This window comes from Rhodococcus sp. FW305-130 (assembly GCF_058788335.1).
Map to the genome: position 1 here is coordinate 1,190,769 of NZ_JBYTAP010000001.1, position 21,166 is coordinate 1,211,934.

Genomic DNA, 21,166 nt, shown 5'->3' on the forward strand with positions numbered 1-21,166 from the left:
GTGTTGCGCTTCAATACTGTGTTTTGAAGCATGCCAGGCGGACTAACATTTCCGTCATGAGAATCGCAGCAGCAGTCGGGGCAGCAGCAATCGTCGTTCTCGGGCTCACCGCGTGTAGCACCGAGGATCAGGACAACGCGCAGAACAAGATCAGCGAGGCAGTCACGAGCGGGCAACAGGCGCTCGAGACGGCGAAGCAGTCAGCGGGCAACGCCATCGACCAGGGCAAGACGGCGTTGTTCGTCGCCACCTTCCGTGGGGCTTACGCACCATTGGCGGAGAACCGCGACGACGCAGACATCGAGGAGATCTTGACGACCACGTGCACCGAGGTCGCCAACGGCACGGACGAGGCGGAGGTCAAGTCCAAGATCACCGACCTGGCCGAGAACAACGGCAACAAACCCACCGACGAGCAGGCCGGCCACATTTACGAACTCGCGAAGGCCACCTGCCCCTGACCGGATTCAGCAGCAGCGGGCGCCCGGGTTGGCGTCGGCTGCTGCATGCCGGCGGCGCCAGAACTCTCGTTCGCTGATCACCGGTGAGTCGGCGTGGTGGCGTCGGGTGTGCTCGACGTAGCGCTGATAGTCGAGATCACCCATCACCGAGCGAACCCACCACAGCGTTCCGCGGAACGCTGTGGTGAGTTTTGCCGTCATGGTCATGGTCAGTGCCCACCTCCGTGCGCGGCGCCGGGTGCCCGGACTTTCCCGGCTTTGATGAGCTCGTCCCATTCCTTCTGGATTTCCTTCTCCGCGGGCGTCGGAATGAAGCTTGCGGGACCGAAGATCTTCGACGGTTCCTCCGGGGACTCGGTGGTCGGCAGCCCGCCCGCTCGGATTGCCTTGGCACATACGATGATCCCGGCGATGACCACGACAATCACCAGTGACGCGAAGATGATCGAGAGCGTGCCCTGAATGAAGGTGTTGCGAATGACGGCATCGATGGCCTCCGGAGTCTTCGCAGAACCGTGCGCCGTCTCACCTGCGGCCTTCGCATCCTTGAACACGTTGTGCTGAGCCCAGTAACCGATGGCGGGGTTGTCGGAGAAGATCTTCTGGTACGACGCGGTCATGGTCACGACCAGGTCCCACACCAATGGCACGCCGGGGATCCAGGCCCATTTGAACAGGCCCTTCTTCATGACGATCGTCATGACCACCGTCAGTGCGATCGCGGCCAGAAGTTGGTTGGCGATGCCGAAGAGCGGGAAGAGCGTGTTGATTCCGCCGAGTGGATCGGTGACACCCATGAGCAGGATCGCGCCCCACGCAGCGACCACGATCAGCGAGCACAGCCACGCGCCGATGCGCCACGACGGGTCCTTGAACTTCTTTGCCGGACCGCCGAAGTTGCCGAGCGAGTCCGAGAGCATGAATCGAGCGACGCGAGTGCCGGCATCGATCGTGGTGAGGATGAAGAGAGCCTCGAACATGATCGCGAAGTGGTACCAGAACGATTTCAGCGAGTCACCGCCGAAGACGTCGCTGAGCACTTCGGACATGCCGAACGCGAGGGTCGGGGCGCCGCCGGTTCTCGAGATGATCGATTCTTCCCCGACGGCCTCGGCTGCCTGAGTCAGCACGTCCGGTGTGATGGGGGCGGTACCGAGGGGCAGATTGTTGACGTATTCGGCTGCGGTTTCCGGTGTTCCACCGGTCAGCGCCGCGGGAGCGTTGAGTGCGAAGTACAGGTGCTGATCGAGGATGCAGGCGGTGACCAGAGCCATGATCGCGACAAACGATTCGGTCAGCATGCCGCCGTACCCGATCATCTTGGTCTGGCTTTCCTTCTCGAGCAGCTTCGGCGTCGTGCCGGACGCGATCAGCGCGTGGAAGCCCGAGAGTGCGCCACAAGCAATGGTGATGAACAGAAACGGGAACAGTGAACCGGCAAAGGCCGGGCCTTCGCCGTTGGAGGCGAACGGCGTCACTGCAGGCATGTTCAGCGCGGGTCGTGCGACCAGAATTCCGATGGCCAGCAGCGCGATGGTGCCGACCTTCATGAACGTCGACAAGTAGTCGCGCGGTGCCAGGAGCAGCCAGACGGGCAGCACCGAAGCGGCGAATCCGTACGCGATCATCAGCCACGCAATGGTGACCTTCGAGAGTGTGAACCAGTCTGCGCCCCAACCGGTATCGGCTACCCAACCACCGGAGACGATGGCCAGGAGAAGCAGGACGACGCCGATCAGGGAGACTTCGGAAACCTTGCCCGGCCGCAGATACCGCAGGTACACGCCCATGAACAGGGCGATGGGGATGGTCATCGCGATCGAGAACACACCCCACGGGGACTCGGCGAGCGCATTGACGACCACAAGTCCGAGCACCGCGATGAGGATGATCATGATGACGAACACGCCGATCAATGCGGCGACGCCGCCGACGAGGCCGAGTTCTTCGCGGGCCATCTGACCGAGGCTGCGCCCGCGGCGCTTCGACGAGATCCACAGGACCATGAAGTCCTGCACCGCCCCGGCGAACACCACGCCGACGATGATCCAGATCGTTCCCGGAAGATATCCCATCTGCGCCGCCAGGACGGGTCCGACCAGGGGACCGGCACCGGCGATTGCCGCGAAGTGGTGACCGAACAGCACCCGACGGTCGGTCGGCATGTAGTCGGCGCCGTTCTCCATGATCTCGGCGGGAGTTGCGACGTCGTCGCGGGGCTTGACGATCTTGCGTTCGATCAACCGCGCATAGAAGCGGTAGGCGATCAGATAGGTACAGATTGCGGCCAACACGAACCACACGGCGCTGATGTGTTCACCGCGGACGATCGCAATCATGTACCAGGAGCCCGCGCCGACCAGTCCGAGAACGAGGAAGACGACGCGCGCAGTGGTGGAAATGGGTGTTTTGTCGATGACGCCGACAGGTGGCAGGTCAGGATCGGTTTTCAGGTACTCGACATTTGGTTCCGGCGCAGTCGTCAAGCTCATCGTCGAACTCCGTCCACTAGTGCAGTGTGGCCGCCGTCACAGCGGGCCATCTGTCACTGTAGGACCAGACGGGTGAATCCGCGCGATCTGTGGCGCGGGAGTCGACCGGCGTCAGAATCGGTGAGCGTCGGCGTCGATCCAATCGGTGAGCCAGCTCTGCGGCGGGGAGTCGAGCAGTTCGCCCGGCATCAGCCAGTCGAACAGGTCGGCATAGGTACGCGTGGTGAGACCGTCGACGCGGCGGTTGAGCATTCCCGGTTGCAGTTGGTCGAACGAATCGATGCCCATCGACGCGATCATCTGTTGTGCGCTGGCGACAGTTGCCTTCTGGAAGCGGTAGACGCGCTCGCTCTTGTCGGGGATGTCGAGTGCGCGGGTGCGCGCCGGATCCTGAGTGGCAACGCCGACCGGGCAGCGGTTTGTGTGGCACATCTGGGCCTGAATACAGCCCACTGCGAACATCATTGCGCGGGCAGCCATCGTGAAGTCTGCGCCTTGGATGATGCGTTTGACGATGTCGGAACCGCTCGCCACCTTTCCGGAAGCGCCGACTTTCACGAGAGCGCGCAGACCGGTTCCCACCAAGGCGTTGTGCACGAGCATCAGGCCTTCGGTCAACGGCATTCCCATGTGGTCCTCGAATTCCACCGGACCAGCGCCGGTGCCGCCTTCGGAACCGTCCACGATGATGAAGTCGGGCGTGATGCCGCGTTCGATCATCGCCTTGCAGATTCCGAGGAATTCACGACGCGAGCCGACGCACAGTTTCATCCCGACCGGCTTGCCGCCCGACAGTTTGCGCAGGGTCGCGATGAAATCGACCAGTTCGACCGGGGTGCTGAACGCGGTGTGCGCGGGTGGCGAAATCACGGTCTGGCCGACGGGTACCCCGCGGGTTTCAGCGATCTCGGGGGAGACCTTGACTCCGGGAAGCACGCCACCCAACCCGGGTTTCGCACCTTGCGAGAGCTTGATCGAAATGGCCTTCACCTGATCGAGGCCGGCACGCTCGGCAAAACGGTCAGGATCGAATCGGCCGTCCTCGGTTCGGCATCCGAAATATCCCGAGGCAATTTCCCAGATCAGATCGCCGCCGTGTTTGCGGTGATACGGACTGATCGCGCCTTCGCCGGTGTCGTGGGCGAAGCCGCCTTTGGCGGCGCCGGCGTTGAGGGCCTCGATTGCGTTGGCGGACAACGACCCGAAGCTCATCGCGGAGACGTTCAAGAGAGCGATGTCGTACGGCTTCGTGCAATCGCGTCCGCCGAGGCGAACTCGCGGAACGGTGTCGGGGGCGGTCCGTGCGCGAATCGAATGCGTCATGAACTCGTAGCCGATCGCATTGACGTCGCGCTCGGTCCCGAAGGGCTCTTCCGCCAGTGTTCCCTTTGCCCGCTCGTAAACCAGATCCCGCGTTTCGCGATCGAATGGCATTCCATCGGTGGATGATTCGACGAAGTACTGCTGGATCTCCGGTCGAATCTTCTCGAGGAGGAATCGCGCGTGCCCCAGGACCGGATAGTTGCGGAGGATGCTGTGGGACTTCTGAGTGAGGTCGTAGGTGCCCATCGCCGCCAGCGCGAGAGTGACGACAGCGATCACCCACCATCCGGGCGAGGCGACAATTGCGAGCGCGGCGGTGCCGAGACCCACCATCCATATCAAGAGCACGATCAGCATCCGAGTCACCTCGAGAGCGTAGGCGCCCACTGTGACACGGCAGCGGTAAGTCTCCACTAGGTTCTGCGATAGAGAACCGAATCCGACTCTTTGGGGGAATGATGACCGAACCGCAATATCCGACCGACCCGCAGGATCCGAAAGAGCAGCAGTATCCGAAGGAACAGCAGTATCCGGCGGGCCAGCAGTATTCAGCCGGTCAGCAATATTCAGCCGGCCAGGAGTATCCGACGGGCCAGCAGTACCCGACCGACCCGCAGTACTCAGCCGGACAGCAGTATCCGACCGGTCAGCAGTACAGCGCGACCCAGCAGTACAGCGCCGCACCCACGTACGCGGCGCCTCAGTACGGTCCGCCGAAGTCCAACGCGGGATGGGCCGTCGCGTCGATCATCTTCTTCTGGCCTATCGCGTTCGCCGCGTTCAACCATCTCCACGACATCTACCCGAAGTGGGCGATGGGCGATCACCAGGGCGCGCAGTACGCGTCCGAGCGCGTGAAGAAGCTCGGGCAGATCTCGCTCCTCATAGCCGTCATCTGCTGGGTGCTGTTCATCGCGTTCTACGTCATCTTCCTGGTTGCGATCGTGTCGTCCGTCGATTCGTATACCTACAACTGATCACCTGCCGCGACGTGACGGTGGGGCGAGTACCCGTCACGTCGCTGCGAGGCCGTAGAATCCACAGACCGTGAGCCTTACCCTCGGAATCGTCGGACTGCCCAACGTCGGCAAGTCCACCCTTTTCAATGCACTGACCAACAACGACGTGTTGGCAGCGAACTACCCGTTCGCGACCATCGAACCCAACGTCGGCCTGGTCGAGCTGCCCGATCCGCGGCTGCAGAAGCTCGCCGAGATCTTCGGCTCCGAGCGCATCCTCCCCGCGACCGTGTCGTTCGTCGACATCGCGGGAATCGTGAAGGGCGCGTCCGAGGGCGCAGGCCTTGGCAACAAGTTCCTGGCCAACATCCGTGAAGCGGACGCCATCTGCCAGGTAGTTCGCGTCTTCGCCGACGACGACGTCATCCACGTCGACGGCAAGGTCGACCCGGCCTCCGATATCGAGGTCATCGAGACCGAGCTCGTGATCGCGGACATGCAGACCTTGGAGAAGGCTCTCCCGCGTCTGGACAAGGAAGCTCGCAAGAACAAGGAGCTCAAGCCGGCCCACGACGAGGCACTCAAGGCCCAGGCCTTCCTCAACGAGGGCACGACGCTGTTCAGCGTCAAGGACAAGCTCGACTTCTCGCTGCTGCGTGAACTGAGCCTGCTCACCACCAAGCCCTTCCTGTACGTCTTCAACGCCGACGAGTCTGTGCTCACCGACGCAGCGAAGGTTGCGGAATTGCGCGCATCCGTCGCACCGGCCGACGCTGTGTTCCTCGACGCGAAGGTCGAGCAGGAACTCCTCGAGCTCGACGAGGAAGACCGCCAGGAAATGCTCGACTCGATCGGTCAGACCGAGCCGGGCCTGCACGCTCTCGCGCGCACCGGCTTCCACACCCTCGGACTGCAGACCTACCTGACGGCTGGTCCGAAGGAAGCTCGCGCCTGGACGATCCACAAGGGTGACACCGCGCCCCAGGCTGCCGGCGTCATTCACACCGACTTCGAGCGTGGCTTCATCAAGGCTGAAATCGTGTCCTTCGACGACCTCGTCGAGGCGGGTTCCATGGCCGCAGCCAAGGCTGCCGGCAAGGTCCGCATGGAGGGCAAGGAATACGTCATGGCCGACGGCGATGTGGTGGAGTTCCGCTTCAACGTCTAAATCCGCGGTACTGCTGCAGGGCAATTGTGCAGCCGCAGGGAGAACTGTCCTCGCGGCTGCACAATTGCCCTCCGGCGTCTCACCCGAGCTTTCAGGCGAAGGCGATCTAGTGCTTCATTGGTCTGAGGTGCTGCTTTGGTGGCGTGGCCCCTGTGGCAGCGATACGAGGCCGCTCTGTTCCTCACACACGGAGCAGGTTTCTGTTCCTAAACTTTCTCTTCGCGAGCGTCAACGAAGCGGCGCCCGTGAGAATGTCGACTACTTCCGAGGCATCGACTCCTCCGCGCGTGAGTTCGCAGCTCTCACAGTCGAATTCGTGGGGAGCGAAAGAGGCGAAAGCTCCGCGTAGTCAGTCCTTTCGCGCCATCTACACAGGCTCGGGCTGACGGGGTCTGTCAGCCAGCGTACTTCTGAGCTCCGAGCGGGCGCTTGGGCTCTTCGCACTCGCAGGCTCCGAGTCGCGAAAGCGCTGCCGGGAGCATTCACTTCCATCGCGCAGCGCCCGCAGCGGACGTGGCTAGAATCGTTGACGCGCTGGGGACTGACTTTCGCGGGGTATCTAGTTCGTTCCAGGGGTCCAGATAGTTGGAACGCAGGGCACAAGGTCTGGGAGATCATGCGGTTCGGCTTTGCTGCTAGCTCCCACCTCGTTGCCTGCTGCGACATTGCGAAGCCATGCGAATGTACGCAGAGCCAGGACGTGAGAGCAGTGATTCTTAGCCATCGTCATCCTCGGGCGCTGCGAGACAGAAGTCGTCGTTTATCTTGATGACCAGTGCCACGGTCAGTCGTAGCGCGGTGATGTAAGTCCTGAAGTGGGCATCGTCGCCATCCATACCGGCTTGTGCCCCGTGAAGGTACTTGTTTCGCAGCTGAGGTCCGTTGCTGAAGTCCACCCCGTTGAGGAAGTAGTTGAAGTACTTCCCTTCCGCATCTGTCAGCAACGAGGAGGAGCGCGTTGTCCAGCCCTTCGTCACCATGTCGTCTGCCGTCGCCCGCCCGGCATCTGAGAGGTGATAGTAGCTAGCTGCTTGAGTGGCGAACAGTGCTTTGAGGATGAGGTACTGCTCCGAGTTCGCGAGCTGAACTCGCGCTCCAGTATCTTCAAGAACTCCCAGTTTGATCAGGTGGTCGACGGTTGGCTTCTGGTAGTCCTCGAAGTCGTCGTACGCAATCTGGTTCTCCAGAAGAAGCGTTGCTGCGTTGTCCGCGTTCAGGGACTCATTGATGTAGTGGAGCCTCGATTGGTCGGAGAACAGGTGGTGGAGGATGCCAGCAATTTCCTCACTTTCGGATGAGCAGACGTACTTACCGTCGAGGAGGCTTGGTATCTCCTTGTATTTGACCTGCTCAGATCCCATGGCGAGCAGATCGCGGTCGAGTTCGCCGTCTCTGGCGAACAGGGTGAATTGATTTGCGACGCTTTCCATCTCGGCGAAAAGGTGCCTCACCTTCTGGAGGTATGACGACCCCCTGTCTGACGGGGTGAACGAGAAGTTTGAGGCGCCGAATTCCTTAACGAGGTACTCCTCGAAGAACCAAGAGATGACCTGCTCCAGGTCGATGTCCTTCGACTCTAGGAAGCAGTGGTAGAGGCGCGTCTGGAGCAGGGTGCTCATGTCGATGGCTCGAAAGGCTGCGCCGATCTTGTACTCGTTCTTTCCTGTGGCCCCCATGAACCGTTCCATGACGCCTAAATACGCCGGGTAGGACGGAAGGAGCAGCAGCGCTTGAAGGTCAGCGAACTCGAAGAGGTGCAGAAAGTTGTTGAGGATACCGGGGTTGTCGCTGCTTTCTTCCAGCCACCGACCGCTGTATATGTACCGGCAGACCAACTCCTCCGAGGTGTCCAATTCGAACACAACTGGATCATCTTGGGTTTCGGAGATGCCCACCTCACATCCAGTCTTGAAGCCCTGGTTCTCGTTGAAGAAGTTCGCGCTTATCTCGTCGGAGCGTCGCTTCGCACGCAGCTTGAGCTTGGCGTCGATTCCGGACAGAGAACACTCCTTGGCAGTCGCAATCAGCCCAACGTAGTTGGGGTTAGCGTCCTCGCTGTCGACGTAGCCCTCCAGCAGTTCGCGAGCGTCGACTTGAGTGAAGCTCGGTGGAAGATGTATCTCTCCTTTCACATCGTCCTGCAGGTACTTTCGAACCAAATGCTCAGCACCACGAGAGGAAGCACGCAACTCATCCCGTATCTCGGCGTCATAGGCCTGCACAAGCTTCTTGCTCGCGAGCAATTCCCCTAGGTGCACACCTGCCGCGGAGAGCGCGGGAAGGACCGTCGCGCTGTCGCAACGTTCGAAGGCCTTGTTCCGGCCGAGCAAGTGCAGAAGATCCCCGTGATAGTCGTGGCCGACACCAGCCACTGTGGCTGCGAAGTTCGTGTTGTCGACCGACGAAAAGTACCGCGCCACCGCACTGTGGATCTGAGGAATCAGTGCCTTAGCTTGGTTGCGCTGTTCCTCGGAGTAGGCGTTCGGCAAGAAACCATGTTCGAGATACTGCTGAACGTTGTGGAGCTCAAGCATGTCCTCAGTGCTCGTGGGGACACTCTTAGGGTCGAACCCCTCAGCAAGCTCTGCGACGCGCGGGACGTGCCAAGCTGCTGCCATGTCATGTACGCCATAGAACCGAACCCGACGCGCGGTTGCGTCCACTTCGCTCACCTGCTGACCTCACTTCACCTCGCGCAGCCCGAACAACGTCATTATGACGGGTTGGTGCGACAGAACAGGGCCTGCGAAGGCTGGCCCGACCAGACCGCTCGGGTTGCGTGCACTTCCCGCAACAACGGTGCACTTCCCGCAACAACAAAGATTTCTCCGTGTGCGCCGACGTCGAACTGATCACCCCTGGAGTGCCTCATGAGCCGCGTCCACGTGATTCGTCGCCGGCAGATGCCTATGTGTGCCGGAACGTACTGGCGTTCCGATTCAATATTTAAGGACACTGGTCAGCGGCCTATTCATCGTCCGTCCGCAGCAGTACCCGCAGAGTCCGGAACAAGTCATCCGCGGTTCCGCGGTTCCGCGGGTTCTGCGGCTCTGCGGGGTTTGCCGTCGGCGTCGGGAGAGGCTGAGGTGCACGTTCACACCAGGAACAACCACGCCGTTTGATTAATCGGGGCGATGATCGCCCCCGCATGCTCCGAGAGAATCTCGAGCAGTCCGGCCGTCGCGGGATCTCCCAGCGTCTTTCACGAGGACGGTGTGGTCGCCGCCGGTCCACCACCGTGACTTCGCCTGGTGCCAGGCCAGTGACGGTCTCCAGGTGCCTGAGGGCACAGGCGGCAGACGGACGCTTTAGCCGTCAGACTCTCGCTGAGCGTCCGACGGGTGACGAACCGCCGCGCTCTCCCCGACAACGGGTCGGTGAATTCGAGTTCCCTCGCGAGCAATTGGAGTGGGAGAGAATGATCGTCCGGCGCGTCGGGAAGTAGGTCGGGGTATCGCCGGTCGCCCAGGATCCCGGCGCCGAGAGCTGCCAAATGCACCCGCAACTGGTGCATCCGTCCGGACCGCGGACGCAGAACCGTATGCAGCACTGTACGTCCGGAGGCGCTCACGCCCATCCCTCGCGCCTCGATCATGGTCTCGGAGTTGGGTTCACGGCTGTCGTCGACGACGACTCGCAACTCGCCGCGTCGAGCTTCGATGTGGTTGCGGTAAACGAGAGGGACGTCGAGCGCTGGTGAATCCTGGCCCCGCCGGGTGGGTCGCGCCGACACCGCCTCGTAGACCTTCGTGACCTGCCGCTTCTCGAACAGTGACTGGTACGCGCCGCGCGTCGCGGGGCGGGCCGAGAACATCACCACCCCTGCGGTGCCGCGGTCGAGTCGATGGATCGGGGTCAGATCTGGGTTGTCGAGACGAACCCGCAGGCGGATGAGCGCCGACTCACGCAGGTATCGCCCGCTCGGAGTGGTCGGGAGAAAATGTGGCTTGTCGATGACGACGAGATCGTCGTCGGTGTGCAGGATCTCCTCGTGGAACGGCACCGGGTCCTCCGCCGGCAACTCACGGTAGTACCAGACGAACCGGTGCGCGCTGAGTTCTGTGCTCCGGCAGATCGAGTGGCCGTCGGTATCTACGAACTCGCCGTCGTCGAACCGCCGATACAGGTTCTCGGCGTCCAGATGGTCGAACTTGGCTACGACGTACTCGGCGATCGTCGCCCACGGCCCAGAGAGCGGGATGCGTAGGCGCGTCGGGCCAACCCCGTTCTTGACGGGCAGCGGTGGGGACATGGACACGCGGGTCATCATCCCATCGACTACTGGTCAGCGGTGATTCGGTGTGGCCTCGACGGGGACGTCCCCGCGGGGACGCGGAAACCGAACTCACAGCGGTGGTCGGTGTAGATCGTCTACTCGAAAATCAGTAGCGCGGACGAGATGCGGGCCCGTATGGTTCGGCAGAGAAAGATCGCAGTCGAAAAGCACTGCGGGCCATACCTTCTGTAGCTCAATTGGTGAGAGCACCCGACTGTGACTCGGGCGACGGCGGATCGTAACCGCCCAGAGGGACCAGCTCAGATACGGTTGAGGTCGGGCCTCTAGGCGCAGAGGCCGGCGGCCCTTTGCCTGCACAGTTGTCGAACGAGCCTGAGCCGGTATTCCCTGAATCGCCGGACAGCATTCCAGTCGCCGGCCATTTCCGCGTCGGCAAGTAGGTATTCGCAGTTGTCCAACTGATCCTTCAAAGACATCATCAGAATTCACCTCCGATCACCCGAGCAAGTACCTGTCCAGGATGCGGCCGACGGGACCCCGGGGACATCGGCCGTAGTACCTGTTCAGGTACCTGCTTCGGTGCGCGGTGGAGGCTACTTCTTGACCGCAGGTGCAGGTAGTGGCATGCCTCGCTCGGCCAGAACGGCTCGGAGACGATCGGGGTAGTCGGTGATGATCCCGTCGACACCGAGGTCGATCAGGGCGTGCATGGTGGCGGGATCATCGACGGTCCACGGGATGACCTTCATGCCACGCGCATGTGCGCTCGCGATCATGTCGGCTGTCGGATAGAGGGTGAAACCGGGATCCCCGACCTTTCCGCCCTGCGGAGTTCCTTGGACGGGGGAGTAGGCGGAGGCACCAAAGGTTGCTACCGCCGCGATGCCGTCGCCACCGAAATCATCGATGTCCAGACCGCCGAGCCACGGTGACGCTCCGTCCTTGCCTACCTGGAGAAAGTCGCCGTTTGTGAGCGCAACGACGGGGACACTCGGCGCGAGTTGACGGGTGAGCATGAGCGAGCCCCAGTCGAAGCTCTGAATGGTGACGCTGTCCAACAATCCGGCTGCCCGGATCGTATCGAGGACTACAGAGACGAACTGCTCACGCGGGGCGGTCTCGTGAGGCGCTCCCGCTTCCACCTTGGTCTCGATGTTGAGCTTGATTCCGGGTGCGTTGTACGACTTCACCAGGGCAAGCACTTCTTCGAGCGTCTGCATTTTCGCTCCCGGAACATTCTGCTGCTCAGGGTATCCGGCAAGGGGGAGAGTGCCGCAGTCCATGGTCTTGATCTGCTGCAGGCTCAGCGTGTTGACGAATTTGCCGACGTACGGGAACTCCGGGTCACCCGCAGTTGCGGGCTCGGTGTCGAGGCATTTCTTGTTCGAGATCTTACGATCGTGCGTGACGACAGCGATCCCGTCCTCGGTGATCTGGGTATCGAGTTCCAGTGTGCTGACGCCCATTTCGAGGGCATTCGCGAACGCGGCCAGGCTGCTTTCCGTGTACAGGCCGAGCCCGCCGCGGTGGGCTTGGACGTCGAACGTCGAAACCGGCTGGGGCGCTGAACTACCGAACGAACCGGACCAGTCGAGACTGCCGGTTGGCGATGCGGCGGCCGGGGCCGCCAGGGCGGTGAGGGGGAGTGCGACGGTCACGGCGGCGCACGACAATATTCTGCTCAGTTGCATGAAAGGAACGTAGAGGCGTCGAATGGCTCGCCGGGGTTCGTTAGGTAAACTAACGGTAAAGGTCAGGCCGCGTGAATGCGCTGCCCGACGCCGCTCGCGTGGACCTTCATCCACGACGCCAGAAGCTCACACCCGGTCAGTCCGCTCTCGTCGAGAGGTTCGATCGCGTAGCTGATGTGTCTACCGCCGCGAGGGTTCTTGAGCTGAAATCGGTTCAGGTTCAACTTCGTCGGCAGGTAACCAAGTACTTCGAGGAACGCGGTGCGAATACGTCGTAGATCGGTACGCCACTGTTTGGGACTGAAACGAGTCTTCTGCGCATTCTGGAAAGCATTGCTACGAAGTAGTTCCCAAACCTTTCCTGCCCACACGCGTGCCTGCGAGAAGGACATCCAGCGCGTCAAGTCTGCGATATCGCGAATGTAGCTGTCGTCGCTGGCATTACAGATCATGTCCTGCGGGTGCCCGATCCACTTGACCGGAATCCACGGCTGGATCTCGGGTCCGTCGCCGGCAACTCCGTGTCCCTCACAACCTACGATCACGCCCGCCGGTTGTTGAGGATCGGAGATCAGTCCGACTCCGATGACGTTGGCGCTGTTCAGCGTCGGAAGTGCCGAGCGGATCACGGTGCATCCCTGTGAGTATCCGATCAGCATGACCGGGCCGTCTGTCTGTGCGATTTCGGCGGTGAGGGCTTTCACACCCATCGCGGTGCTGTGCCGAAAGCTCAGGCCGCCGTCGGCGACCGGACCGTACGATGCGGGATAAGCGACCCAGCGAGAATCGAATCGACTGTCGAGTTCGTCGGTGACGGCACTGAGGAGTCCGCGCACACGGGCGCCGTGGTCGCCGACGTGGGATTCGCCGGTGCCGCCAACTGCAAGAACGGTTACCTCAGCCATGTCAGCGATCATCCACGTCGATTCTGAGAGGTCTGCATCCAAACCCTGAGAAGAGACTGGCAATCCGTTGTACTGCGAAATCGTTATCGAGCGAGCACCATTTACCCATGACGACGCCGAATCGTTCATCCAGACGAAAATTGTCCGTTGTCGGTGCGGGAAGCGTCGGCACCGCAATTGCGTATGCGTGCCTGATACGCGGATCGGCCGACGCGCTCGCCCTCTACGACACCAACAGCGCAAAGGTCCGGGCCGAAGTTCTCGATCTCAACCACGGCACCCAGTTCACACCGCCGTGCACTGTCGACGGAGGCGATGACATCTCGGTCACCGCGGGATCCGACTTGGTCGTCGTCACCGCGGGCGCCAAACAGCATCCCGGTCAGTCGCGGCTCGAACTTGCCGCGGTGAACGTCAAGATCGCGCAGACACTGACCGAACAACTGTTTGCGGTGTCACCGGACGCGGTCCTTCTCTTCGTCACCAACCCGGTCGACGTGGCGACCTACGCAGCGATCCAGGCCGCGGGACCGTCGTACCGCGGCCGAATTTTCGGATCTGGGACCGTGCTGGACACGGCCCGATTGCGATTCCTGCTGGCTACCGAACTCGGAGTCGCGGTGGAGAACGTTCATGCCTTCATCGTGGGCGAGCACGGGGATTCCGAGATTCCACTCTGGTCGAGCGCAACCATCGGCGGAGTGCCGGCAACCTCGTTCGTGGGACCGTCGGCTGGCGTCCTCGGCCCCGACCTACGCGCGAAAGTAGCGAAGTCTGTAGTCGAGAGTGCTTACGAGATCATCGAGGGTAAGGGTGCGACCAACCTCGCCATCGGATTGTCGAGCGCATTCATCGCGGAAGTCGTGTTGCGGGACAAACAACGGGTTCTGCCGGTGTCGACTTTGCAGAGCGGCGTCCACGGACTCGAGCACGTTTGCCTGTCCCTTCCCACGATGGTTGGTCGTGCTGGTGCCGGCCGAGTCCTCGAAGTACCGCTATCGGAAAGAGAGGCTTCGGGGCTCCGATCTTCTGCCCGGACATTGCGAGAGGTGCAGGAATCTCTGGGATTGTGAATATCTGTTCTCCTCGATATCCGACATATAGGATCAACAAATGATCAGCTTCCTGATTCGCGCCGCGATCTTCCTGGGTTCTGCCGCTGTCGGGCTTCTAGTTGCGTCGTTGATTCTTTCGGGCTTCTCGGCGCCCACATCCGGATTCATCGTTGCGGTCGTGATCTTTGCGATTGCGCAGTCGGTCCTGGCGCCGTTCATCGCCACGGTGGCAAAGCGCCATGCACCGGCATTTCTCGGCGGAATCGGATTGGTGTCGACATTTGTCGCGCTGTTGGTGGCGTCGCTCTTCTCCAATCTGTCGATCTCCGGTGTCTCGACGTGGATTCTGGGAACCGTCGTCGTGTGGCTGGTAACCGCCGTTGCGACGTTGGTTCTTCCGTTGTTGTTCGTGCGTAAGAAAGTTCAGGAGAAGAAGGCACAGTGACGCGCCCGAACATCGGTATGGACTACGCAGTCCTGGACTGCCCGGATCCGGCTGCATTGGCCAACTTCTACGTCCAGGTCCTCGAGTGGAAAAGTGTTCGCGACGAGGATGATTGGCACGTGATCGAAGGGCCCGGCGGGGAGCGGCTCGCGTTTCAGCTCGCTCCGGATTTTGTTCCGGTGGACTGGCCGACCTCCGGTGTCGGGATCCATCTGGATCTGTTCGTGGATTCTCTCGACCCCGCCGAGGCTTGGGTGACGAACCTTGGAGCGCAGCGGGTGACCGACATTCCGGAGCATCAGACTTTCCGCGTGTACCGCGACCCGGTCGGTCACTATTTCTGCCTGTGCCTGCGGGACTGAGTGTCGACTCGCTCCGATCTCGTCGACCGTGGATAATTCCGAACACTTGTCACGCCCGAGAATTGGAGATCGACGATGGCTTCGCAGAATTCCAACGAATTCCTGGTAGAACGTACGAAGATCGTCAAGGCAGAAGCACCGGTCGTCTTCGCGTTGATCAACGATTTCCATCAGTGGACTCAGTGGTCGCCGTGGGAAGGTCTCGACCCGGCGATGCAGCGTACGTACGCGGGGCCTGACGCGGGCGTCGGGGCTTCGTACGCCTGGGCGGGAAACAAGAAGGCGGGCTCCGGTTCGATGGTGATCACCGAATCCGTCCCGAATGAACGAGTAGTTTTGGACCTGGCCTTCCTCAAGCCGTTCAAGGCGCAGAACGTCACCACGTTTCTCATCTCGCCGAATTCCGGTGAAGTTCAGGTGACGTGGAAGATGACCGGAAAGAAGAATCTGTTCTTCAAGATCTTCGGTTTCATCTTCAGCATGGACAAGCTTGTCGGAAAGGATTTCGAGAAGGGCCTGTCCCAGCTGAAAGCTGCTGCAGAAAAGAGCTGACAAGCCGGTGGTACCGTCTCCCGGTGTTACGGATGACGCCCACCGATGCCCAAACCTTCTGGATTTCGGAGAAGATCCCGAACGATCAGTTGCTGCTCTACTGTTTCGACGGGCAGAGCCAGCACATGGACGAGCTACGACGCTCGGTGGTGGAAAGAGCGTCGCTCGTTCCGGATCTCAATGTTCGGATTCGTGAATCACCGTGGCACCTCGACTATCCGGTGTGGGAGCCCATGCCGGTCGACGCCTCCTTGGTGAGAGTGCATGAGCTGCCCGAAAACTCGTGGCTCTCGTGCATTCACGGAATCGAGAAACTACTCGAGAACCACGTCGACCCGCGCGAGTCCCCGTGGACGCTGCACCTGTTTCACGGCGTCACCGGCGTGCCGCGCTGCAGTGGCCCGGCGCTGATCGCAGTTCTGCAGGTCGCTCATTCTCTGGCGGACGGCAAACGCGCGTCGGCGATTGCTCGCCAGCTGTTCTCGCCGCAACCGCCCGCGAAGCAGAAGACGGACGTGCGGCGTAGCGGATCAGCCGAGATTCTGGGCCGCGCCGCCCTGCGCCTTCCGGGCCAACTTGTTTCGCTGTTCCGCGACGGCCGGGCGGGGCACCGCGCGCAGTTACAGCTGCAGGCGGACACCGAATCGGGAGTTGTTGCGCCGCAGGCGGCGAGCCGTCCCAAGGTGCGCTCGAACATCCCTCCCGGACCGCACCGACTGGTGCGCATGGTCGTGCGGGACAGCGCAGATTTCCGTGGCGACGGCGTATCCGTCACAGTCGGAGCGATGACAGCCATCTCGGTAGCGATGGCGAACTACCTCACCGAGCGAGACGGCTCGGTACCGCCCGAATTGGGAGCTGAGGTGACCATCGCCAAGGCAGGTACACCCACGGCGCGCAATCACTTCCGCAATGCAGGTGTCGGGCTGTTCCCGGAAGTCGATGATCTTCGTGAGCGAGCCCAATTGATCAGGGAGTCGATGGACGAGCGTCGCGCACGTGCGTCCCATCCATCCAGCGCAGCGTCGGATCTCGCGCTGAACGCGGTTCCCGGCCCGCTGGTCCGTTGGGGCGTGCAGCAATACGATTTCACGGCAGTACCCGACGAGGTCACTGGAAACACCGTGGTGTCGAGTGTCGCGCGCGGTGACGCGGATCTGGTGCTCGGAGGCGGCGTCGTTCGGTTCACAGCGGGCTTCCCGAGTTTGTCGCCGGTCATGTCGTTGACCCACGGCGTACACGGGATCGGGGACACTGTGACGATCAGCATCACCAGCAGTCCGGCCTCGATTCCGGACATCGATGTGTACGAGCAGATGATGCACGACGCGATCGACGAGGTGCGCGAAGCGCTGTCGTGACGGCCTGATGTACTGGCTGCATGGGATTCACGCGCGCCGAACTGGAATCGTTCCGAGACGCCGAGATCGAGGATCTGATCGGGCCGGATTGCCGGCTGTTGTTCGTCGGTATCAATCCGGGACTGTGGACGGCGGCGACCGGCGCGCATTTCGCCAGACCGGGTAATCGGTTCTATCCGGCACTGCTGCGGGCAGGCATAATCGAGCATGCGATCGATCCTTCCGCGGGTATGTCGGACGCTGACACACAGCATCTGATCGATCGGGGAGTGGGCATCACCAATTTGGCGGTGCGGGCAACTGCGCGCGCCGATGAATTGACGTCGGAGGAACTCGCAACTGGCGGAGTTCGGGTCCGAAACATCGTGCGCGCAACCAATCCAGTAGTCGTTGCCTTCGCCGGGATCACCGCCTATCGAACAGCTTTCGGTGACAAGAAGGCGAAGGCCGGGCGTCAGGACCGTGATTTCGAGGGGGCAAAACTGTGGATCGTGCCCAATCCCAGTGGTCTCAACGCACACGAGACGGTGGACACCTTGGCAGCGAAATATCGTTCCGCCGCATCCGAAGCCGGAATTCTCTGAGAGAAGTCGCAGTTCCGTTCGGCCAGAACAAGGTACAAGTTAAAGTGCTTGTATGTCTGTTCTATACAACGTCTTTGTAGTGATTCACCTACTCGGCATGGCTGCCCTGGTCGGTAGCTACTTCACCGTCCTCAAGGCTCCTTCGATCACCGAGGTCATGGTGTGGGGTGCCAGGATGCAGTTCGTGTCCGGCCTGATCATCGTCGGGTTGGGCGAAGGCGCCCTGGACAAGAACTACATTCACGCGAAGATCGCTGTGAAGCTGGTGCTTTCGCTGGTCATCGTGGCGCTTGCCGAGATCACCCGGGCGAAGCAGAAGAAGGGCCAGCCCAATCCGAATCTGGTACACGTCGTCGGCGGTTTGTCGATCGTGACCGTATTCGTGGCCGCGCTCTGGACCTGACAAAGACACAAAAGAGCCCCGGCGATCGAAACTCGCCGGGGCTCTTTGCTGTTGACGTGTCTACAGACCCGGACGCTTGCCGATCGTCAGGGTCACTTCACCGGTGTGCGCAAAGAAGTCGTTGCCCTTGTCGTCGACGACGATGAACGCGGGGAAGTCCTCGACGTCGATCTTCCAGACGGCTTCCATTCCCAGTTCGGCGTACTCGAGGATGTCGACCTTCTTGATGCAGTCGAGCGCCAGGCGAGCGGCCGGTCCACCGATCGACCCGAGGTAGAAACCGCCGTGCGAGTTGCAGGCGTCGGTGACCTGCTTGGAGCGGTTTCCCTTGGCCAGCATGATCATCGAGCCACCGGCGGCCTGGAACTGCTCGACGTACGAGTCCATACGGCCGGCCGTGGTCGGGCCGAACGAACCGGACGCCATACCGTCGGGCGTCTTGGCGGGGCCGGCGTAGTACACCGGGTGATCCTTGAGGTACTGCGGCATCTCTTCGCCTGCGTCGAGGCGTTCCTTGATCTTGGCGTGCGCGATGTCGCGTGCCACGACGAGCGGACCGGTCAAGGAGAGACGAGTCTTCACCGGGTGCTTGGAGAGCTCGGCGAGGATCTCGGCCATCGGCTTGGTCAGATCGATCTTGACCGCAGCGCCCTTGCCGGTACCCGAAATGCCATCCGTCTCTTCGTCGAGCTGAGCGTCCGTGACCTCGGGCAGGAAACGGCCCGGGTTGAATTCGAGCTGTTCCAGGAACACGCCCTCCGGGGTGATCTTGGCCTTCGCCTGTCGATCTGCCGAGCAGGACACCGCAATGGCGACGGGCAACGAAGCGCCGTGGCGGGGGAGTCGGACGACGCGGACGTCGTGGCAGAAGTACTTGCCGCCGAACTGTGCTCCGATACCGATCTTCTGCGTCAGCTCGAAAACCTTCTTCTCGAGCTCGTGATCGCGGAAGCCGCGACCCGTGATGGCGCCTTCGGTGGGCAATTCGTCGAGATAGTGCGCCGACGCGTACTTCGCCGTCTTCATCGCGAACTCGGCCGAAGTACCGCCGACGACGATTGCAAGGTGGTAGGGCGGGCAGGCTGCGGTGCCGAGTGAGCGGATCTTCGCCTCGAGGAACTGCATCATCGAGTCGGGATTGAGGATCGCTTTGGTTTCCTGGTACAGGTAGGACTTGTTGGCGCTTCCGCCGCCCTTGGCCATGAAGAGGAACTTGTACGAGTTCTCATGTCCGGCAGCAGTATCGGCGTACAGCTCGATCTGCGCGGGCAAGTTGTTGCCGGTGTTCTTCTCGTCCCACATCGTGATGGGGGCGTTCTGCGAGTAGCGCAGGTTCAGACGCGTGTAGGCGTCGTAGACACCGCGGGCAATGGACTTCTCGTCGTCGCCGGGGGTGAGCACATGCTGTCCACGCTTGCCCATGACGATGGCGGTTCCGGTGTCCTGGCACATCGGCAGAACGCCGGCAGCGGCGATATTGGCGTTCTTGAGCAGATCGAGCGCGACGAACTTGTCGTTGTTCGACGCTTCGGGATCGTCGAGGATGCTCGCGAGCTGCGTCAGGTGATCCGTGCGCAGGTAATGAGAGATGTCGTGCAGCGCCGTTTCGGTCAGCAAGCGCATCGCTTCCGGCTCGACCTGCAGGAAGGTGCGGCCGTCCGGTCCCTCGACTGCTGACACCCCTTCGGTGGTGAGCAATCGGTACTCGGTGGTGTCATCACCGATCGGCAACAGGTCCTCATAGAGGAAGTCGGCCATCATCTCTCCTGAACAAGGGTGCGTGCGAAGGTCGCATTCAGGTTATCGTTGGGGGTTTCCTTCTCCGAATCGGGGCGGGTGTGAGCTGGAATTATCCGGATGCCACTGGCTCGATCAAGATACTTCGACCAGTTCGGAGAGCTCGACGCCGCGAAATTCGGCAAGTATTTCGGCCTGCTGGGCCACTGCTGCGCGGGCCGATCGTGACCACGGTCCCCACGGGGTGATCGCGACCTTCAGCTTCTTTCCGGCTGCTCGTGGTCGCCACAATCCGGTGATCGTGCCACCGACCACCACCGTGCCCGGTCGCCCGAGGGTCGGCCACACCGTCTTCTGGGCGGTCGGATCGGGAACCAGGGTCTCCCGATCCTTGAGCTGTACATACGGATCGAAAGGCCCGAGCAAGCGCGTTCTCGAATCGGTGGGGGAGCCGAACAAGTCTTCGCGGTCCTGTTCGAGAATCCACCGCTTCTCGCCGTTCACCTCGATCTCCTCGGCATCGACTGGCCAGTGGGCTTTGACGTCCCTGACCGGAGCATCGAGAAACGACGCGACGTGAGCAGGAGTCGCGGGGCCGTAGAACCGCAGATAACCCCGGATCACGTCGAAGCGGGAATCTGCGTCTGCGCCCGTGGCGCTGAATGGGCGTCGGCGCCAACCCGGAATGCGTTCGAGCACTGGGGGAGATGTGTTCGGCTGTAGCTCGAGGCCTGCCTGGAGTGCCGCGAGCCGGAACGGCATCTCGTACAGATGAGTGGCATTGCACGGGCGGCAGAATCTCAGATAGGGCTCGGTGACCCGCGTGGTCAATTGCGCGGACATCTCGCCCTTGACGGTTGGTTTCGAGACGATGTCCCGCATCGCAGCAGCAACTGTTTGCAGGGCAGTCAGCGTCGGGATGCCGGCGGCCTTCAGGGGCCGATTGGCGTCGTAAATGCGCTTGGCTGCATCGGCTTCGCTGAACGGCGACGTGGCGGCGGCGACGGCAGGCAGGTCGCCCCGACGGTAATAGTGGGGGGCTCCGCGCAACGTCCAGGCAAGAGCGAGCTCAGTGGCGTCGACGCGGACGCCGCGGATCCGCAGGGCCCAGGCGGCTCCGTCAGGTCCGGTGTTCTGAATCCCGAGATCGAGAATGCTGCAATCGCTGTGATTGGCGTCACCGGCAACCGCTCGGTCGAGTTGATGGCGGTGCCACCGGAAATTAGCTACCTGCGTGAGTGAGGTTGCGCTAGACATGATTTCAGTTTACTGGTGGGTAACCGCAGGATTTGGGGCGGTTGATCAATGCGGCGACAGAATTGGTCAAATTCGACCGATTGGCCGGAATTTTTTCAGTAGCAGACCTTATTAGTCGAAATAATGACCCCATTGTCGGAATCCTTTGCCAACTGGTCGTTCGTATGATTACTG

General features: G+C 61.5%; 19 protein-coding genes and 1 tRNA gene. 11 read left to right on the plus strand and 9 right to left on the minus strand.

Annotated elements, in window-relative coordinates:
- The first annotated feature begins 56 nt into the window (after window positions 1-56).
- Window positions 57-461 carry a hypothetical protein gene (locus AC3WQS_RS05765; protein ID WP_019744573.1) on the plus strand — a complete coding sequence of 135 codons (405 nt, stop codon included), beginning with the start codon at window positions 57-59 and terminating at the stop codon, window positions 459-461.
- A 6-nt stretch (window positions 462-467) separates the two neighbouring features.
- Here the strand turns inward: AC3WQS_RS05765 and AC3WQS_RS05770 are convergent, their stop codons facing one another.
- From AC3WQS_RS05770 to AC3WQS_RS05780, 3 genes are all read right to left on the minus strand, one after another.
- Entirely contained in the window at window positions 468-668 is a 201-nt protein-coding gene (locus tag AC3WQS_RS05770) for a YbdD/YjiX family protein (protein WP_019744572.1), read from the minus strand.
- A 2-nt stretch (window positions 669-670) separates the two neighbouring features.
- Window positions 671-2,953 (minus strand): carbon starvation CstA family protein, encoded by a 2,283-nt coding sequence (locus AC3WQS_RS05775; protein ID WP_019744571.1) that lies wholly within the window; start codon window positions 2,951-2,953, stop codon window positions 671-673.
- Window positions 2,954-3,064: 111 nt separating this feature from the next.
- The gene (locus tag AC3WQS_RS05780; RefSeq protein ID WP_472795394.1) at window positions 3,065-4,642 is read right to left on the minus strand and encodes an FMN-binding glutamate synthase family protein; all 1,578 of its coding nucleotides are present in this window, start codon (window positions 4,640-4,642) and stop codon (window positions 3,065-3,067) included.
- Between the two features lie 92 nt (window positions 4,643-4,734).
- On the opposite strand from AC3WQS_RS05780, the gene AC3WQS_RS05785 reads away from it, so the two are divergent.
- Window positions 4,735-5,253 carry a CD225/dispanin family protein gene (locus AC3WQS_RS05785; RefSeq protein WP_020970247.1) on the plus strand — a complete coding sequence of 173 codons (519 nt, stop codon included), beginning with the start codon at window positions 4,735-4,737 and terminating at the stop codon, window positions 5,251-5,253.
- A 70-nt stretch (window positions 5,254-5,323) separates the two neighbouring features.
- Window positions 5,324-6,403, plus strand: coding sequence for a redox-regulated ATPase YchF (ychF, locus tag AC3WQS_RS05790; RefSeq protein ID WP_019744568.1), 1,080 nt, complete (start codon window positions 5,324-5,326; stop codon window positions 6,401-6,403).
- Window positions 6,404-7,119: 716 nt separating this feature from the next.
- Here the strand turns inward: ychF and AC3WQS_RS05795 are convergent.
- Together AC3WQS_RS05795 and AC3WQS_RS05800 are read right to left on the minus strand one after the other, a co-directional pair.
- On the minus strand, window positions 7,120-9,021 hold the full coding sequence (locus AC3WQS_RS05795) for a hypothetical protein (RefSeq protein ID WP_492712976.1): 1,902 nt from the start codon (window positions 9,019-9,021) through the stop codon (window positions 7,120-7,122).
- A 584-nt stretch (window positions 9,022-9,605) separates the two neighbouring features.
- Window positions 9,606-10,673: a pseudouridine synthase gene (locus AC3WQS_RS05800; protein WP_492712977.1), complete on the minus strand. Its 1,068-nt coding sequence runs from the start codon at window positions 10,671-10,673 to the stop codon at window positions 9,606-9,608.
- 188 nt (window positions 10,674-10,861) lie between these two features.
- Here AC3WQS_RS05800 and AC3WQS_RS05805 point away from each other — a divergent pair.
- A tRNA-His gene (locus tag AC3WQS_RS05805) sits at window positions 10,862-10,937 on the plus strand.
- Window positions 10,938-11,233: 296 nt separating this feature from the next.
- Here AC3WQS_RS05805 and AC3WQS_RS05810 read toward each other — a convergent pair.
- Together AC3WQS_RS05810 and AC3WQS_RS05815 are read right to left on the minus strand one after the other, a co-directional pair.
- A complete protein-coding gene (locus AC3WQS_RS05810) occupies window positions 11,234-12,331 on the minus strand; it encodes a glycerophosphodiester phosphodiesterase family protein (protein ID WP_179090764.1) in 1,098 nt (365 codons plus the stop codon).
- A gap of 62 nt (window positions 12,332-12,393) precedes the next feature.
- The gene (locus tag AC3WQS_RS05815; protein WP_054188948.1) at window positions 12,394-13,236 is read right to left on the minus strand and encodes a PE-PPE domain-containing protein; all 843 of its coding nucleotides are present in this window, start codon (window positions 13,234-13,236) and stop codon (window positions 12,394-12,396) included.
- Window positions 13,237-13,343: 107 nt separating this feature from the next.
- Here AC3WQS_RS05815 and AC3WQS_RS05820 point away from each other — a divergent pair, with 107 nt between their 5' ends.
- The 7 genes from AC3WQS_RS05820 to AC3WQS_RS05850 all read left to right on the plus strand — a co-directional run bounded on the left by AC3WQS_RS05820 (window position 13,344) and on the right by AC3WQS_RS05850 (window position 17,998).
- Complete coding sequence (locus AC3WQS_RS05820) at window positions 13,344-14,309, plus strand: L-lactate dehydrogenase (protein ID WP_492712978.1); 966 nt, start codon at window positions 13,344-13,346, stop codon at window positions 14,307-14,309.
- Between the two features lie 40 nt (window positions 14,310-14,349).
- Window positions 14,350-14,736: a phage holin family protein gene (locus AC3WQS_RS05825; protein ID WP_003945275.1), complete on the plus strand. Its 387-nt coding sequence runs from the start codon at window positions 14,350-14,352 to the stop codon at window positions 14,734-14,736.
- Window positions 14,733-15,098 carry a VOC family protein gene (locus AC3WQS_RS05830; protein ID WP_007726323.1) on the plus strand — a complete coding sequence of 122 codons (366 nt, stop codon included), beginning with the start codon at window positions 14,733-14,735 and terminating at the stop codon, window positions 15,096-15,098. Before AC3WQS_RS05825 ends, AC3WQS_RS05830 begins: the two co-directional genes overlap by 4 nt.
- 75 nt (window positions 15,099-15,173) lie before the next feature.
- Window positions 15,174-15,650, plus strand: coding sequence for an SRPBCC family protein (locus AC3WQS_RS05835; protein WP_030536240.1), 477 nt, complete (start codon window positions 15,174-15,176; stop codon window positions 15,648-15,650).
- A gap of 32 nt (window positions 15,651-15,682) precedes the next feature.
- Complete coding sequence (locus AC3WQS_RS05840) at window positions 15,683-17,011, plus strand: WS/DGAT domain-containing protein (protein ID WP_054188757.1); 1,329 nt, start codon at window positions 15,683-15,685, stop codon at window positions 17,009-17,011.
- A gap of 20 nt (window positions 17,012-17,031) precedes the next feature.
- A complete protein-coding gene (locus tag AC3WQS_RS05845; RefSeq protein WP_003945221.1) occupies window positions 17,032-17,595 on the plus strand; it encodes a mismatch-specific DNA-glycosylase in 564 nt (187 codons plus the stop codon).
- A gap of 52 nt (window positions 17,596-17,647) precedes the next feature.
- Window positions 17,648-17,998, plus strand: a complete 351-nt coding sequence (locus tag AC3WQS_RS05850) for a hypothetical protein (protein ID WP_003945214.1) — start codon at window positions 17,648-17,650, stop codon at window positions 17,996-17,998.
- Window positions 17,999-18,058: 60 nt separating this feature from the next.
- Here the strand turns inward: AC3WQS_RS05850 and AC3WQS_RS05855 are convergent, their stop codons facing one another.
- Window positions 18,059-19,756, minus strand: coding sequence for a fumarate hydratase (locus tag AC3WQS_RS05855; RefSeq protein ID WP_492712979.1), 1,698 nt, complete (start codon window positions 19,754-19,756; stop codon window positions 18,059-18,061).
- Between the two features lie 114 nt (window positions 19,757-19,870).
- Window positions 19,871-20,992 (minus strand): winged helix DNA-binding domain-containing protein, encoded by a 1,122-nt coding sequence (locus AC3WQS_RS05860; RefSeq protein ID WP_116058067.1) that lies wholly within the window; start codon window positions 20,990-20,992, stop codon window positions 19,871-19,873.
- Window positions 20,993-21,166: the final 174 nt, after the last annotated feature.

Bases quoted from the DNA above. Each gene is read 5' to 3' on its own strand.
- AC3WQS_RS05765 (WP_019744573.1), top strand. From the start codon at position 57: ATGAGAATCGCAGCAGCAGTCGGGGCAGCAGCAATCGTCGTTCTCGGG.
- AC3WQS_RS05770 (WP_019744572.1), bottom strand. From the start codon at position 668: ATGACCATGACGGCAAAACTCACCACAGCGTTCCGCGGAACGCTGTGG.
- AC3WQS_RS05775 (WP_019744571.1), bottom strand. From the start codon at position 2,953: ATGAGCTTGACGACTGCGCCGGAACCAAATGTCGAGTACCTGAAAACC.
- AC3WQS_RS05785 (WP_020970247.1), top strand. From the start codon at position 4,735: ATGACCGAACCGCAATATCCGACCGACCCGCAGGATCCGAAAGAGCAG.
- AC3WQS_RS05795 (WP_492712976.1), bottom strand. From the start codon at position 9,021: ATGGCAGCAGCTTGGCACGTCCCGCGCGTCGCAGAGCTTGCTGAGGGG.
- AC3WQS_RS05800 (WP_492712977.1), bottom strand. From the start codon at position 10,673: ATGATGACCCGCGTGTCCATGTCCCCACCGCTGCCCGTCAAGAACGGG.
- AC3WQS_RS05810 (WP_179090764.1), bottom strand. From the start codon at position 12,331: ATGCAACTGAGCAGAATATTGTCGTGCGCCGCCGTGACCGTCGCACTC.
- AC3WQS_RS05815 (WP_054188948.1), bottom strand. From the start codon at position 13,236: ATGGCTGAGGTAACCGTTCTTGCAGTTGGCGGCACCGGCGAATCCCAC.
- AC3WQS_RS05820 (WP_492712978.1), top strand. From the start codon at position 13,344: ATGACGACGCCGAATCGTTCATCCAGACGAAAATTGTCCGTTGTCGGT.
- AC3WQS_RS05825 (WP_003945275.1), top strand. From the start codon at position 14,350: ATGATCAGCTTCCTGATTCGCGCCGCGATCTTCCTGGGTTCTGCCGCT.
- AC3WQS_RS05835 (WP_030536240.1), top strand. From the start codon at position 15,174: ATGGCTTCGCAGAATTCCAACGAATTCCTGGTAGAACGTACGAAGATC.
- AC3WQS_RS05840 (WP_054188757.1), top strand. From the start codon at position 15,683: ATGACGCCCACCGATGCCCAAACCTTCTGGATTTCGGAGAAGATCCCG.
- AC3WQS_RS05845 (WP_003945221.1), top strand. From the start codon at position 17,032: ATGGGATTCACGCGCGCCGAACTGGAATCGTTCCGAGACGCCGAGATC.
- AC3WQS_RS05850 (WP_003945214.1), top strand. From the start codon at position 17,648: ATGTCTGTTCTATACAACGTCTTTGTAGTGATTCACCTACTCGGCATG.
- AC3WQS_RS05855 (WP_492712979.1), bottom strand. From the start codon at position 19,756: ATGGCCGACTTCCTCTATGAGGACCTGTTGCCGATCGGTGATGACACC.
- AC3WQS_RS05860 (WP_116058067.1), bottom strand. From the start codon at position 20,992: ATGTCTAGCGCAACCTCACTCACGCAGGTAGCTAATTTCCGGTGGCAC.